Below are 14610 nucleotides of genomic sequence, written 5' to 3' on the forward strand. Positions count from 1 at the left end.
CTCAAACAACATTCGCACACCTCTTAGCAGCTGATCTTGGAGAAGATCTTGCCTCAAAGCGACTTTATTGAACTTACCTTAGCGACTTGATCGAGTCAAATCGTGGCTGTGAAGTTCTTATTTCGTTCCCTGCCTGGCAACCTTGCGGTAACCGTCTTGGCAACGCTGATTACTATACGAACACCACGACCTAAAAGACAAATCCGCCGGTCACGACCCATAAAACGGGACGGCCGACGGACGTCGATAAGCAAAGATGAACCGCAGGATCAGTGATAAGCAGCGATCAGGCCATTAGGCCCCTGGATCACTTGCACCGGAGTATTGAAAATATCGGTGAGAATCTCATCGCGCATGATTTCTTCTGGAGTGCCAAATTCAACGATCTTGCCGGCCTTAACCGCACAGATATAGTCCGAGTACTGAGCCGCAAAGTTGATGTCATGGAGAACGATGATGATGGTCCGGCCAAATTCTTTGGCTGCCGAGCTCAGATGTTTCATCATCTGCACCGAATGAGCGATGTCCAAGTTATTGAGCGGCTCATCGAGTAGGACGTAGTCCGTCTCCTGACATAGGACCATCGCTACATAGGCACGCTGGCGCTGCCCACCCGAAAGCTGATCGAGATAGCGTTCTTCGAGCTCTGTTAGATGCAAGAAGTCGATGTAGCGAGAAACAATCTGCTCATCCTCTTCAGTCAACCGACCATGGGAGTAAGGGAAACGACCAAAACCGACTAGCTGTCGGACAGTGAGCTTGGTGATGAAGTGATTTTCCTGGCGCAGAATCGATAGCACCTTGGCCAAATCCTTGGACTTGGTTGTCGAAATATCATATTGAGCGACTTGGATGTCTCCGGAGTCCATGCCCAAGAGCCGGCCAATCATGGTTAGCAAGGTCGACTTACCAGCACCATTGGGACCTACCAATGCGGTAATGCCGCCGGCTGGAATCTCTAGATTGACCGGGCCGATGGCGACCTCGCTGTTGTATTCCTTGCGGACGTTGTTCAGCGTAATCACAGTCGACCCTTTCGGAGAATGACGAAGAGGAACACAGAGCCACCGACGAGCTCGATGATGATGGAGACGACACCCTGTGCGTAGAAGATATGGTTCATCACGAAATATGCGCCGGTGAGCACGAAAAACGCGATGGCCATCGACATCGGGATGAGATATCGATGATCATAAGTGTCTGCAAATTGGTAGGCCAAAGTGGCAACGAGGAAGCCGAGGAAGGTCATCGGACCGACCAATGCGGTAGAGACGGCCATCAGAACTGAGACCAGTACCAAAGAAAGAATAGCTAGTTTCTTATGGTGCAGACCAAGGTTGGTAGAGGTGTCTCTTCCTAATGCAAGAACATTAAGTCGCCGGGAATTGGCATAAAGCAGAGCAGCCGCGCCCAAGGCCAACGGAATAGCTATTGGATAGTAATCAGGGTCCGCATTATTAACGGATCCGAAAAGTCGGGCGGTAAGCAGATCAAACTCCGAAGGAGTCAACATACGCTGCATGAAGGTCGATACCGATCCCAAGCCACCACCAATAACGATGCCGACTAGGAGCATGGCGTGCATGTTCGAGTGCTTACCGGTCAACAGCCACGAATAAAGAATCAACGACAAGCCGACCATCAGCAATAGCTGAATCACGAAGGTTTCCAGCGTTCGGGCAGCCAGGAGACCGGCTGCGCCAAAGAAATAGACCGTCGACGTATGGATCGCCACATAGAGCGACTCAAAACCCATGATCGATGGAGTAATGATCCGGTTATTGGTCACTGTCTGGAAAGACAAAGTCGCTACCGACTGGCACAGAGCGACCACCGCCATGGCGATAATCGCATCTCCACGACGCTCAGCGATCAACCAAAATTGCTCTGAGCCCACCGGCATTGGGTTATCCCAGGCCAGCAAACCAAATGCGAAAAGCAATCCGAAGCCGACCATGACGCCCAACAAGATCCAGTACTTGCGAGCAGCTTTAGCGGTCTGGAACGCCCCAGCACTCCTAGTGGACGGTGGCTTGGTGGCATGTTCCGGCCACGTCTGCTCTACATCTGCAAAAGGATCCTGTTCTGTTGGATCCTCGCGGAGGTAGTTTTCCACTCCGTCTGCTGTCGATTCATCGACCATGTTCTCAACGTAGCGGTTTTTATCCATTGCTCTGTCTCACAATCAGCACGACAAACACGATGGCTCCGACGATGCCCAGGATGACAGACACCGGGATTTCGAAGGGAGCGATGATAGTGCGGCCGATGAGGTCACAGACCGTAACGATGCCAATGCCCAGCAACGCCACCCAAGGCAGATTAGAGCGAAGGTCATCGCCTCGGAACATGGAAACAATATTGGGCACGATTAGTCCGAGGAACGGAAGATTTCCAACGACTACCGTCACCACACCTGTCGCCACGGCGATGAGGCCGGTTCCGATCAGGAGCATGCGGTTGTAATTGAGCCCGATATTGGTAGCGATTTCCTCGCCCATGCCGGCCACTGTGAGCCGGTCAGCAAAAATAAACACCGCCACGACGACCAAAGCCACTACCCAGAGAACTTCATATTGTCCGCGGTAGATACTGGTAAAAGATCCAGCGAACCAGACGCCCAGGTTTTGCAGCATGTCGGTTTGAAGCGCAAAGAAGGTGGTAATGGAGCTAACGACGGCACCCAGCATGATGCCGATGATCGGCACGATCAGGCTCGAGCGCAGGGAAACTCGCCGAAGGAAGAGGAAGAACACCATTGTTCCGATAAATGCGAACACGACTGCGCCGAGCATCCGCTCGAGGACCGAGGCGGCTGGGATGAAGTACAAGACAGCCAGCAGACCCAAGGCTGCCCATTCGGTAGTTCCCGTGGTCGTCGGTTCAACGAACCTGTTCTGTGTGAGCAGCTGCATGACCAAGCCGGAGACCGCCATCGCAGCACCAGAAAGTACTAGTGCAATAGTGCGGGGAACGCGGGTGGTAGCAAAAATCTTCCACCCGTCTTCACCGTTGATGACGTCGTACTGGCCAACGAATAACGACACCACCAGTAATCCGAGAACGATCAGGAAACCCAGAAGTAGCTTCCAATCGAAGAGCTTCTTTCTGGTCCGGGCTTCCCGGCGCGCAGCTGCTGTTGATGTCGTCATTTGAGGGCTACCTTACCTGCTACTGCTGAGCAGCTTCAAAGGCGTCTGCCATCTCGTTGAGGATCTCAGTGTAAGTCAGGATGGACTCATTGAGGTAGGTGTCTTCCGGAGCGTAAACGATCTGGCCGTCAACCACTGCGGTCACGTTATCCAGCGCGTCTGCGCCTTCGAGGACGCCAGCGGCAGGCTGGAACTCATCGGCTTCGCGAAGGCTGCTGATGCCGGCATCGCGATCGAGAACCAGCATCCAGTCGGGGTTAGCCGAGGCGATGGCCTCAACGGAGATGTCGTCGCCCTGGTGATCGTCAGAAGCTCCGTCAACCTCAAGTGCGGGAGTCAGATCGAGCATGTCGAAGATCGGTCCGAAGGTGCGACCGACGGATGGAGCGATGTAGCCAATCTCACCACCGGAGACGTTGACAGCCATGACGGTCTGCTCCGGGTCGTAGGCTGCCTGAGCGCGTGCGACCGCAGCATCGAAGTCCTCAATGATCGCTTCGGCTTCCGCTTCCTTTTCGAAGAGGATTCCCAGCTCAGTGACCTGGCGCTTGAGCTCGTCGTCCAGGGGCTCTCCATCACGAGGTTCGAGCTCGACGATAGCGGCATCCGGGTTCAGCGTCGAAATGTCCTCGTAATACTGGGAGAAACGCTGTCCGTTGACAACCAGATCTGGCTCGGCAGCGGTAAGTGCCTCGAGATCGGGCTCGTTGTGGCTACCCAAATCTACGATATCGGGATTGTCCTTATACTCAGTCACGGTGGAGGGCACCAGAGTATTAGGGGCAGCAACTAGATCAATTCCCCAATCAGCGAGAATCTGGAAAGAACGGTTGTCGGTAGCTGCGACCCGTTCGATCGGCAGGGCGACCTCTTGGGTTCCGAAGTTGTCTTCGATGGTCACAGTGCTTGTGCTGTCACTGGCAGCGGAATCGGCGGTAGAAGAGGATTCCTCGCTGCTGCATGCGGTCAGCGCCAAACCAGCGGCGGTAACTGCGGCAACGAGCGAATAGCGAAGCTTGGCCATGATGTCCTTAAATTGAGTGAGTTGATCCAGTACCTAGGATAGTTAGGTAAGGGTACCTTAAGGCAGGACTATACAAGGCAAAGCTAAGTTAGCCAAGCCTTACTTTCCTGATTGGTTTAGAATCCCCCCCCTACCCCAGCAAGCGCAGGTAAGAAGGTTTACCTAACTAAAATCCCCCTCCCCCATTGCCCCCGACAGCTCCCAGCAACCCAACTCACAGCTCCACTGTCTAGGGGACTCGACGCCGATTACTTTTCTTGCTAGCTAATTGGCCCTACTTGGCCATGCCACCGACTCCCCTAGCCACCCAATGGCTGCCCTTGCCCCGAAAAGCTGACTCAATCACGATCTGGTAGCCAAGTAGCCCAAAGCACCCAAACGCGAGACAGACGAAAAACACAGCCTTAAGCTAGAGGACCTAGCCTTATCCAACTAGCCAAGGAGAATCACATGCTCAGCTCAACTAGTGACGTCCAGGCCAGTTCGCTAAAAGGCACCTCAGGGTCAGCTCTTGGTTCCGCCGCCAACTCCATGGCCTCAAAGCCAGGTCTAAGCAGGTGGGATGCCGGACTCATCGGAGCATTCTTCCTCTTATTCGCCTCAGCATGAGGCGCTCAAGGTAGCTAAGAACCACCCCCTATTTGGCAAGCATCCCTGTTGTCTCACGTGTTCAAGCACGGTCTTCGGCTCAGTACTGATCCGGGCGCAGTGGATCTCTCGATACCTCCCTTGAGAAATCTCATGCGAACGGCAGCCCTTAGCCTCAGCGCCACCCAGCCCCCTACGCCGCTTTGCTGATCACCTATCTCCGCACTCTGAGCCAGCAATTTTTGTGGCTATGTTTGGTAGAGCCTGCTTTTAGGCTCAACTAAGACATTCTGCGACCAGAAGAGGCGCCGTGAGACTGAAACTTCGAAGTGCGGACTTCTTCTCCGAATCCGCGGTGTACGGGCTGGTCATGGTCTCCGCGTTTCTGATGGTCACCAACCGCTCCGATGTCACCTCCCGCGACGTATTCATCAAAGTTCTCGTCGCCGTGGTGGTCTTGTGGATTGCGCACATGTTCGCCGCTGGTGTGGCTCACCTGAGCAAAGTAGCCAACAGTGAGGCTCCGTTGCTCGAATCTGCTCGGTATGCCTTTTCGCACTCGCTAGGAATGCTGCTAGCCGCAATACTCCCGTTGGCGATCATCTTTCTCGGCGTGGTGAATCTGATCCGGGACGATATCGCTTTGTGGACGGCCCTCTGGGTAGATGTAGCGCTGCTGGGATTGCTGGGATATCTCTCTACAACGGCGTGGGCCCAAAAGCCCTTTCTGCGGTGGGCGGTCGGCGGCGCCACTGCGCTGCTGGGCGTATCCATCGTCATCCTCAAAACGCTGGCGTACTAGCCCACTTCACAGTGAGCATGCCGCACTTGGAGATACAGCATCCACGTTGAGTATGAAAAAGAAAGAGCCTCTTACCTGCGTTAACAAGTAAGGAGCTTTGGTGGAGCTGCCGGAAAACGAGCCAGTCGATGACTGCTGGAATGACGTGACTGGGAACAACCTACCCAATGGTCAATCCACACCGATGACTAGGAGAGATCTCTGCAAAAGAGTCAGCGCGTGCTGAAATAGCTAGCCATTAACTGTTTAGTCCCTCTTCCGTTCAGGGCTATGTTCCGTATCAAGTTCCTCACTGCTCAGATATCCGACAAACTCCCTGAGAGTTCTCTTAGGCTCACATTTCGAGCCCACCAGGAAAGAAAGCCTAGAAAGCAACTACATCGCTTTAAATCTTACTCAACTCCCGATAAATTCCGTTACAGGCGAGTTTGTATACAAAGACGTATTACGGCATATTCTTCCTGTGAAGGTCGTACTGGAGACAGTCTCCGAGTCTGGCAGTCCCAATGCCCCGGTCGATTAGCATTCGCTATAACGGTTATGAAAGGTCCACCGATCTATGAAGCGATTGATTCCTCTTATCTTTACTATTCCAATGCTCTTGTCAGGGTGTAGCGATTCATCTTCCGTGGACACTGAAGATGAGTTGATAGCAGCTGCTGGCGGCGAAGAGTTGATAGCAGCTGCTGGCGGCGAAGAAGAAATAATCGCAGCAGCAGAGCTGGCCGCGAGCGTCTGCCACAGAAGTACCGCTTACAATGATGTCCCCATCCAGCTTTCCCCCTACATTGCCAATGAGTTTCAAGGTGCTTATATCGAAGAGGGTGGCAGATACATCCGCCACGTCATCGCAGGCACGATCGATGTCCAGGACAGTCACGACAGTGTTATCCCGGTCGGATATTCCTGTGCCTATCTGCAACGGCAAACCACAGATGCACCGGCAGCCCAAGACAATCTAGGCACCATCGTCGAAGAAGAAGCAGTAAGCTTCTCCGCGGGCGGCGATTCCCTAGCTACTCTTAGAGACATCCTCCGGAACTTTCATGGGGTCGGAGAAGGTGAGACGGAAATTGTCCTATCCACTGATTCCTACGAAACGGCTACTGCTAAATGGAGGAATGCCTATGAACAAGAAATAGCCACTCCGACAGCCTCACCAGAATCCTACGATGGCCCGCTGGAAATCATGCTTGATGGAACCTACCTGATCGGCTCAGATGTTGTCCCTGGTACATATAGGGCGGAGGAAGCTGGAACCTCCTGCTACTGGGCTCGACTTTCTGGCCTTTCTGGCGAGACCTCAGACATTATCGCCAATGATTCGCGAGCAGTCTCTCCAGTAGTGATGCTTCTAGAAAGCGACGTCGCATTTCAGTCCAGCAACTGCGGTTTATGGACGATGATTTCCTAGCATCAAAACAATTACGCAAGGCTCCTGAAACCAACATGGTGAAGTATTAGTCTGCCGTGGAAGGAAGAGAGGATTGCGATGAGTTTGTATCCACCATTGACCCCAAGGACACGACGACCGAGGGCAGCCCGGTAGTCCAGCAGAGTGGACGGATTGGGGTCAGAGCACTCCGGGAACGGATACCAACTATTAGGTGAACCACTCACCAACCATGCACGCGCGGTCCTCCTTGCCTAGGTCGCGGGCTGCTGGCGGGCTCCACTCGTTGAACTCGATGAGCTTCTGCCCGCCATGGAGTCAGCTGGAGGCGCCATCTCGGGTGCAGAAGGTGGTTTTCGCTTTGCTGAGGCGACCGTCGGGTCCGCGGTAGCAGGCTCGGTGCTTTCCGGAGGGGAGAGCGTCGGGCTGGCCGAAGCTGCGTTTCGTGCGGGGAGCCATGGAAGATTGAACCCTTCTGAGCGTGGGGGATTCATGGCGTACAAATGTTCTCCCCTGCAAGCTACTGCTCACCATTGCTCACCGCGAGCCCTGCAGTTCAGGGACCAGAAATGAAAGAAACCCCAGGCCAGTTAAGGTCTGGGGCTTCTCTTTCAGTGGAGCTGCCGGGAATTGAACCCGGGTCCTTCGTCACCTCGCCAGGGCTTCTCCGTGCGCAGTTCGTATGCGATCTCTACTCGACCCTCCGGCTCTGACGAACACATTCCCGGATGATGGGCCCAGTCAGCGGTAAAAGTCCCATTCGACCCCGCAGACGCGGACGAACAGCAATCCTCTTAGTCGGTGCCAGGGTCCGGGCCAGAGGCAAGCCCGGTCTGACAGACACGCGGTCGCTACTTAGGCAGCGAGGGCGTAGTCGCGCTGAGTGTTCTCGGCGCTTATAATTTTGCTGCGACGCTCACGGTGGTCCTCAGCCTGCACCGGCACGCTTCCCCTGGCTCAATCTACGAAGTCGAAACCAAATCAGCCCCGTATTCCACCGGCCGGGTACATGCCTTCACCCGGTGGATGTTTGATGATAACTCCCCTACCGGGCAAAGCGCAACCCCTCTGCACTGCAGATTCAGCACGAGACGCAGGGCAGCTGCCTTAGTTTCTTTCCAACCCGCTGGGGCGAATACTCAGTTCTTGCACACTGGCATCATCGCTAGCATCGACGGCTAAGCGGACGGCCGCGGCGACAGATTCCGGACGCAAGTAGAGCGATCCGTCGTAATCAGAGTTACCCATGGAGCTTTGCAACTGCCGCTGCATATCGGTATCGACTCGGCCTGGGTGGATGGAACTGACTCGTATCCGACCGAGTTCTTCCTCCCGCAGTGCATCGGTCAAAGCCCGAAGTGCGAACTTAGTGCCGGAGTAGATAGCGCTGCCGGCACCTGAGTGATAACCAGATCCCGAGTTGATAGAGACCACGGTGCCCTTGGCCGCGCGCAAAGCCGGCAACAGCAATTGGGTGAGCTCAGCAACCGCAAAAACATTGAGTTCGAAGGCATCCAACCACTGCTGGCGAGTGGCATTTTCTACTCGAGCCAATGGCGCTACACCTGCCGAATGCACTAAAACATCAAGTTGCTCGATGTCCTTGGTCGCTGCCGCCAGTGCCGCCGGATCGTTGAGATCGACGACGAAACACGAGGCGTCGGCAAGCGTATCGACGATCGCTTCCGCGCCCGCCTGACTTGTCGCACCCACGATGACGTGGTGATCACGACTGAGATCGCGGGCAATTGCGGCGCCGATTCCTCGGCTGGCGCCGGTAACCAAAGCTGTCTTCATATCTCTATTCTCCTTCTCATCACCTTCGTCAAGGATCAGGCGTGGATGCCTTTCACCCGACGTCCAAGCTCGCGAACGATCTCGCGTTCCTCGGTGCGTCGTTTAATGTCCTGGCGTTTGTCATAGTCCTGCTTACCCTGTGCCAAACCGAGTTCTAGCTTCACTCGCCCATTGCTCAAGTAGAGCTTCAGCGGGATCAGCGTGCGCTGTCCATCGCGGACTTTACCCATAATCGAGTCAATTTCATTTCGGTGAAGCAAGAGCTTGCGCGTGCGTTTAGGCGAGTGATTAGTCCACGACCCCATGGAGTATTCCGGGATATGCAGACTATGCAGCCATACCTCGCCGTTATCGACGGTGGCGAAAGCATCCGCGATGGATACTTTGCCCTCGCGCAGCGACTTGATCTCGGTGCCTAGTAAAACGACACCACACTCGTAGGTGTCGAGGATCTTGTAGTCATGCCGGGCTCGGCGATTAGTCGCCAGAACGCCTCGGCCCTGCGGTTTATTCTTCTTGCCCATAATTTTTCCATGGTAGCAGGGGTTATTAACCCAGCTCGGCCCGATGGATTCTGTGCCAGGGGCCCGAGAAAGTGAGAGCTAAGAACTTGAAAACTTAGAACATGAAAGCAAGGATCACGATAATCGTCAGTGCTACAGCGAGAATGATGACCGGACGGGAGATCTTAAAGCCTGGGGACTGCTCTTGGTTTTCTAAAGCAGTACCGGTAGAACGCGCCACCGGTTGGATGACCGGACCTGTGACCACAGGATATTGCAATGCCAGAGCTGCTACCTCCGGGCGATCCAACAGCATCGGCTCATAATCTTCCAACGCCTCAATCACGCCATCTCGAGTCTCTTCATGTCCGACCACAATGAGCTTCGTCGTCTCCGGAAGCTCCGCGAGCAACGCCCGAACGCGCTCGGCGTCGAAAGGCTCCACGCTGCCAGAGGTGGTCGTGATCTTCTCATGATCAGCATCAATCTGGAGGATGTTCTCACCGAAAGCAGATTGGAAGACCTCAATCTCTAGCCGCTGGTGGATAGCCCCAACCGGGATGCCCGCGATGATGAGCTCACCGACGTACCACTTACGGTCATAGTCCGTGATCCCCGAATGCAGCACCAAGACAGCCGATTCCGGTACCTTCTCCGTTTTAGAAGGAGCGCAGAAACGAAGTGCTCGGTCAACGTCTTGGAAAAAGCCGATGGTGCGCGGAGTCTTTTCCTCCGGAGTAATCACCGCAGCTCCTACACCGGAGGGAATCGCGGCAAGTCCAAGAGACCAAGTCATATCTATTTCCTCACATAACTACGCAGGGCCACCTGGGCGGTGACCGCGGAAAAGGCGACACCGATGAGTGCTACCACTGGCGCAACCAACCAAATATCTTCGGTGGTAACTGGGGCAATCAACTGAGAATCATAGAGACCAACTAGCGCCTTATCAATGACGAACTCTTTGCCCAAGAACAACCCCACAGTAGCCAAAACCGCGCCAATAACCGTGGCAAAGACCGCCTCAAAGACGAAGGGAGCCTGGGTATACCAGCGGGAAGCACCGACCATTCTCATGATCGCGATCTCTTCCCGGCGGCTAAAGGCGGCAATCTGCACCATATTGGCAATCAGGAAGATCGCTGCGAGCGCCTGCACACCAGCAACGAGGAAAGTTGCGTTGCGTACCGCATCCAAGTTGTCCGTAGCTCCCCTGAGGTCATCGACCTGATCGACCACGGTGTCAATCTGTGGCAAATCTCGGACCTGGTCCAGCGCGCTCTGATCCAGTGGGTCAACCAAGCGCACATGCAGTGCGGCGGGAAGTGCGTCTGGGGAGGTCTCCGCGGCCAGCTGCGGGTCAGTTTCTTCGAATACCTCAAGGAAACGCTGGTAGGACTGCTCGCGGGAGCGGAACGTGACCGAATCGACGCCCTCGTCCGCCTCCAGCAGCTCTCGAACCTCAAGGCATTCCTCGGAGGAACAATCCTCATCAGTGGCCGAGACTTCTTCGGTGAACTGCACCATGACTTCCACCCGGTCAAGGTAGATATCTTTGGTGTCCTCAGTCATCTGAGTAACCAGGAATCCCGTGGCCAATAGTGCCAGTGAGATAGCAGTAGTAATCACCAGCGCGATGGTCATAGTGAAGTTGCGGGTAAGGCCGCGTAGTGCCTCGCGGAGGACGAATCCGAGTTTCATGTGTCCAGACTCCTATCGGGATTCGCCGTAGACACCGTGGGCGTCATCGCGAACCAGAGTGCCAAGGTTGAGCTCGATGACTCGACGGCGCATGTCATCGACGGCGCGAGCGTTGTGGGTAGACATAATCACGGTCGTGCCGCCTCGGTTAATCTGGCCCAGCAAGGCCATGATCCCATCGGAAGTTTCCGGGTCGAGGTTACCGGTTGGTTCATCCGCTAGCAGCAGCAGCGGCCGGTTGATCACTGCGCGGGCGACTGCCACACGCTGCTGTTCACCGCCAGAAAGCTCCCCGGGAAGGCGATTAGCTTTGCCTGCTAGGCCGACCATTTCCAAGGCCTCCGGAACAGCCTTATTTATCTGGCTGCGTTTTTTCCCAATAACTTCCAAGGCGAAGGCCACATTGTCGTGCACCGTGAGCTTAGGCAGCAACCGGAAATCTTGGAAAACATAACCGATGCGCTGGCGCAGCTTATTGATCTGAGCGCCGCGCAACTTGTTGACATGCCGGTCTTCAAAATAGATGTCACCAGATGAGACATTTTCCTCACGTAGCAGCAACTGCAAGAAGGTCGACTTGCCGGAGCCCGAGGGACCGATGAGAAAGACAAACTCTCCTTTGTCGATGCTCAGCGTGATGTTATCTAGGGCTGGTCGCGTCGAGGTCCGGTAAACCTTGGTTACGGAGTCAAAGGTGATCACGTCTCACACTGTAGCGACATCTCGGCACACGGTGAAAGATTTCCACGAATCAGAGCCCCTGAGGAAAATCCTCAACCCATTGATCGGGTCAACGCTTTACTAGCCTGCTTGCTGTTCCGACATCCGCCAGCGAATCCCGGCTTCTAGGAAGCCATCAATCTCCCCGTCCAGCACCTTCGAGGGATCATTAACCTCGAAGTTAGTCCGCAGGTCTTTGACCATTTGGTAGGGGTGCAGGACATAGGAACGCATCTGGTTGCCCCAAGAAGCATTACCGCCAGCTCCGAGGGCGTCCATCTCAGCGCGCTCTTCTTGACGCTTTTTCTCCAGCAGTTTCGCTTGCAAGACTCGCATCGCGGAAGCTTTGTTCTGGATCTGAGACTTCTCGTTCTGGCAGGTGACCACGATCCCGGTAGGAATGTGGGTCAAGCGAACTGCCGAGTCAGTGGTGTTGACCGACTGGCCGCCTGGGCCTGAGGAACGGTAGACATCGACACGAACGTCATTGTCCACGATCTCGATAGAGTCAGTCTGTTCAACCACGGGCAGTACTTCGACCTCGGCGAAGGAGGTTTGGCGCCGGCCTTGGTTGTCGAAGGGGCTAATACGGACCAACCGGTGTGCTCCCTGTTCGACCGAAAGCTGACCGTACATATAGTCACCGTGGACCACGAAGGTGGCGGATTTGATGCCGGCTTCCTCCGCATAGGAGATGTCATAAATATCGACCTTGTGGCTGTTTTTCTCCGCCCAGCGGGTGTACATCCGCATGAGCATCTCGGCCCAGTCTGCGGCGTCCACACCACCTGCGCCCGAGCGAATGTTGATCACGGCCTCACGCTGGTCGTATTCACCCGAGAGCATCGTAGTCACCTCGAGGGTTTCAATATCCTCTCGCAGTTCCAAGCGCTCTTGATCTGCCAGATCCTCACCATCGCCTTCTTCTTCCGCCAGCTCATACATAATCGGCAGATCCGATAGACGCTGGCGCAACTCAGTGATCTTGCGCAGCTTTGCCTGCACCGAGGAAAGCTCAGAAGTCACCTGCTGAGCGTGTGATGGGTTGTCCCAGATCGTGGGGTCAGAGGCCTGCTGCTCGAGCTCGCGGATGCGGTCAGACAGCTCCTCAGGGTCCATCACTTTCTCGATGGTGGTCAAGGTGGTGTCTAGGGCATCGAGATCTGCAGAGATATCCGGTCGCATGAGCCGTTATCCTACCCGCCTACTGCCAGCAGGTTGAATGCCTTCCCACCCGGGTACCCGGAACAAACGCAATAGAGGGTGCACAATAGAGGCCATGACAAATCCTTCTGCTTCCACCGCCAGCCTCAGCGAGATGATCGCTGCTATCACCAAAACCTTCGCCATCGCCCATGATCAGGACTCCGATGAGCATCTTGCCCAAGCTTTGGTCTACAACGCTGGCCGACTGGCGTGGCGAATGCGTGAGCAAGGAGTAGCCACCGAATTCAAGACCTCAGTCTCGGATGTAGTCACCGATGCTGATCGTGCCGCAGAAGATTTCGTCTCTGGGGTATTAGAAGTTCTTCGCCCCGAGGATGGCATTCTCGGCGAGGAAGGTGCCGCACGCGAGTCCTCGTCCAATCGCACCTGGGTGATCGACCCGGTAGATGGCACCTATAACTTCACCTCGGGCTCTGATTACTGGTGTTCCGCACTCGCCCTCGTTGAGGGCTCCCCCGCTAATCCGGATGCACTGCTCTTTGGCGCAGTTCACCGACCTGCCATGGGCTATACCTGGTTTGGCGGGCCGGAGATTCCAACGACGCGGGATGGACAGGACGTCGAAAAGCTCGCTGAGGTAGCGGCTTCTCAGCTGAGCGTGGGCACCTACTTGCATCCGACGTGTCTGGCGGATCCGCAACGCCGCGACGCATGGACTGCTGCAGTGGCCGAATTTGCAACTTTGCGCATGCTTGGCGCAGGTTCCGTCGACCTAGGATCAGTGGCCGATGGCAGCCTCGGGGTCTGGTTGCAGCATTCCGTAGCCGATTGGGATTGGCTGCCAGGCAAGGCTCTCGTCGAGGGCGCTGGCGGAATCGGCACCAAGATCGAAGCCGGCGGAGTGACCTGGTGTGTGGCCGGAAATCGGCTCGCAGTAGAGCAGGTCGTCGGCGTCCTAGCTAGTATGTCAGCATGAGTACGTATGCAGATGACCTTGCTTTCGCCCTCGAACTGGCCGACCTCGCTGATGCGTTGACCCTCGATCGCTTCGAAGCTACCGATCTCAGCGTCGAGTCCAAGCCCGATATGACCCCCGTGTCTGACGCAGATCTTGCCTGCGAGGAAATGCTCCGCGAACGCCTGGCAGATGCACGCCCCTCCGATGCCATTCTCGGTGAGGAATTCGGCGGTGACATCTCCCATGAAGGCCGCCAGTGGATCATCGATCCCATCGACGGCACCAAGAACTTCGTCCGCGGAGTACCAGTGTGGGCAACCTTGATTGCACTGCTTGTCGACGGCCGCCCGGTCGTCGGTGTGGTTTCCGCTCCGGCGCTTACCCGCCGTTGGTACGCAGCCGAGGATTCCGGAGCCTGGCGTACCTTCAACGGTGGCTCGCCCAAAAAGCTCGCCGTTTCCGGTGTCACTGAACTGGCAGATGCCTCCGTGTCTTTTTCTTCACTTACAGGTTGGGCAAACCGAGGCCTCAAAGAAAACTTCTTCAACCTCAGTAATCAGACTTGGCGCCTACGCGGCTTCGGAGATTTCTTCTCCTACTGCCTGGTAGCCGAAGGCGCGGTCGATATTGCTGCCGAACCAGAAGTATCCCTCTGGGACCTAGCCCCCTTGGCAGTTCTGGTCTCCGAAGCTGGTGGGCAGTTCACCTCTCTAGCCGGCGAAGCTGGCCCGCACGGTGGCGACGCGGTAGCCACCAACGGATTGCTCCACGAGCTCGCGCTGAATACCCTCACCGCGAGCTGAAT

General features: G+C 55.5%; 16 protein-coding genes and 1 other RNA gene. 5 read left to right on the plus strand and 12 right to left on the minus strand.

Annotation, left to right across the window (positions count from 1 at the left end):
- Positions 1 to 269: 269 nt before the first annotated feature.
- The 4 genes from C5L39_RS05175 to C5L39_RS05190 are packed head-to-tail and all read right to left on the minus strand — an operon-like array spanning position 270 to position 4176.
- Positions 270 to 1025, minus strand: a complete 756-nt coding sequence (locus C5L39_RS05175; protein ID WP_123047844.1) for an iron ABC transporter ATP-binding protein — start codon at positions 1023 to 1025, stop codon at positions 270 to 272.
- Positions 1022 to 2170, minus strand: a complete 1149-nt coding sequence (locus tag C5L39_RS05180) for an iron chelate uptake ABC transporter family permease subunit (protein ID WP_123047845.1) — start codon at positions 2168 to 2170, stop codon at positions 1022 to 1024. Before C5L39_RS05180 ends, C5L39_RS05175 begins: the two co-directional genes overlap by 4 nt.
- Entirely contained in the window at positions 2163 to 3152 is a 990-nt protein-coding gene (locus C5L39_RS05185; protein WP_123047846.1) for an ABC transporter permease, read from the minus strand. The genes C5L39_RS05180 and C5L39_RS05185 overlap by 8 nt, the downstream gene beginning before the upstream one ends.
- 19 nt (positions 3153 to 3171) lie before the next feature.
- The gene (locus C5L39_RS05190) at positions 3172 to 4176 is read right to left on the minus strand and encodes a siderophore ABC transporter substrate-binding protein (protein WP_123047847.1); all 1005 of its coding nucleotides are present in this window, start codon (positions 4174 to 4176) and stop codon (positions 3172 to 3174) included.
- Between the two features lie 450 nt (positions 4177 to 4626).
- Here C5L39_RS05190 and C5L39_RS10705 point away from each other — a divergent pair, with 450 nt between their 5' ends.
- From C5L39_RS10705 to C5L39_RS05200, 3 genes are all read left to right on the plus strand, one after another.
- Positions 4627 to 4785, plus strand: a complete 159-nt coding sequence (locus C5L39_RS10705; protein ID WP_165857986.1) for a hypothetical protein — start codon at positions 4627 to 4629, stop codon at positions 4783 to 4785.
- 289 nt (positions 4786 to 5074) lie between these two features.
- Positions 5075 to 5566, plus strand: coding sequence for a hypothetical protein (locus C5L39_RS05195; RefSeq protein ID WP_123047848.1), 492 nt, complete (start codon positions 5075 to 5077; stop codon positions 5564 to 5566).
- A 628-nt stretch (positions 5567 to 6194) separates the two neighbouring features.
- Positions 6195 to 6980, plus strand: coding sequence for an Rv1352/Rv1906c domain-containing protein (locus tag C5L39_RS05200; protein WP_126268730.1), 786 nt, complete (start codon positions 6195 to 6197; stop codon positions 6978 to 6980).
- Positions 6981 to 7277: 297 nt separating this feature from the next.
- Here the strand turns inward: C5L39_RS05200 and C5L39_RS10980 are convergent, their stop codons facing one another.
- From C5L39_RS10980 to prfB, 8 genes are all read right to left on the minus strand, one after another.
- A complete protein-coding gene (locus C5L39_RS10980; RefSeq protein ID WP_484029217.1) occupies positions 7278 to 7493 on the minus strand; it encodes a hypothetical protein in 216 nt (71 codons plus the stop codon).
- 78 nt (positions 7494 to 7571) lie between these two features.
- Positions 7572 to 7948, minus strand: a transfer-messenger RNA (tmRNA) gene (ssrA, locus tag C5L39_RS05205).
- Between the two features lie 118 nt (positions 7949 to 8066).
- Positions 8067 to 8756, minus strand: a complete 690-nt coding sequence (locus tag C5L39_RS05210; RefSeq protein WP_123047850.1) for an SDR family oxidoreductase — start codon at positions 8754 to 8756, stop codon at positions 8067 to 8069.
- 35 nt (positions 8757 to 8791) lie between these two features.
- Positions 8792 to 9280 (minus strand): SsrA-binding protein SmpB, encoded by a 489-nt coding sequence (smpB, locus tag C5L39_RS05215; protein WP_123047851.1) that lies wholly within the window; start codon positions 9278 to 9280, stop codon positions 8792 to 8794.
- Between the two features lie 94 nt (positions 9281 to 9374).
- Positions 9375 to 10055 carry a hypothetical protein gene (locus C5L39_RS05220; RefSeq protein ID WP_123047852.1) on the minus strand — a complete coding sequence of 227 codons (681 nt, stop codon included), beginning with the start codon at positions 10053 to 10055 and terminating at the stop codon, positions 9375 to 9377.
- A gap of 2 nt (positions 10056 to 10057) precedes the next feature.
- Positions 10058 to 10960, minus strand: coding sequence for a permease-like cell division protein FtsX (gene ftsX / locus C5L39_RS05225; protein ID WP_123047853.1), 903 nt, complete (start codon positions 10958 to 10960; stop codon positions 10058 to 10060).
- Between the two features lie 12 nt (positions 10961 to 10972).
- Positions 10973 to 11662 carry a cell division ATP-binding protein FtsE gene (ftsE, locus tag C5L39_RS05230; RefSeq protein ID WP_123047854.1) on the minus strand — a complete coding sequence of 230 codons (690 nt, stop codon included), beginning with the start codon at positions 11660 to 11662 and terminating at the stop codon, positions 10973 to 10975.
- 99 nt (positions 11663 to 11761) lie between these two features.
- Positions 11762 to 12865 carry a peptide chain release factor 2 gene (prfB, locus tag C5L39_RS05235; protein WP_123047855.1) on the minus strand — a complete coding sequence of 368 codons (1104 nt, stop codon included), beginning with the start codon at positions 12863 to 12865 and terminating at the stop codon, positions 11762 to 11764.
- 94 nt (positions 12866 to 12959) lie between these two features.
- Here prfB and C5L39_RS05240 point away from each other — a divergent pair, with 94 nt between their 5' ends.
- Together C5L39_RS05240 and hisN are read left to right on the plus strand one after the other, a co-directional pair.
- Positions 12960 to 13823, plus strand: a complete 864-nt coding sequence (locus C5L39_RS05240) for an inositol monophosphatase family protein (RefSeq protein ID WP_123047856.1) — start codon at positions 12960 to 12962, stop codon at positions 13821 to 13823.
- Positions 13820 to 14608 carry a histidinol-phosphatase gene (gene hisN, locus C5L39_RS05245; protein WP_123047857.1) on the plus strand — a complete coding sequence of 263 codons (789 nt, stop codon included), beginning with the start codon at positions 13820 to 13822 and terminating at the stop codon, positions 14606 to 14608. The genes C5L39_RS05240 and hisN overlap by 4 nt, the downstream gene beginning before the upstream one ends.
- The last annotated feature ends 2 nt before the right edge of the window (positions 14609 to 14610 follow it).

The organism is Corynebacterium alimapuense (genome assembly GCF_003716585.1).
Classification (GTDB): Bacteria; Actinomycetota; Actinomycetes; order Mycobacteriales; family Mycobacteriaceae; genus Corynebacterium; species Corynebacterium alimapuense.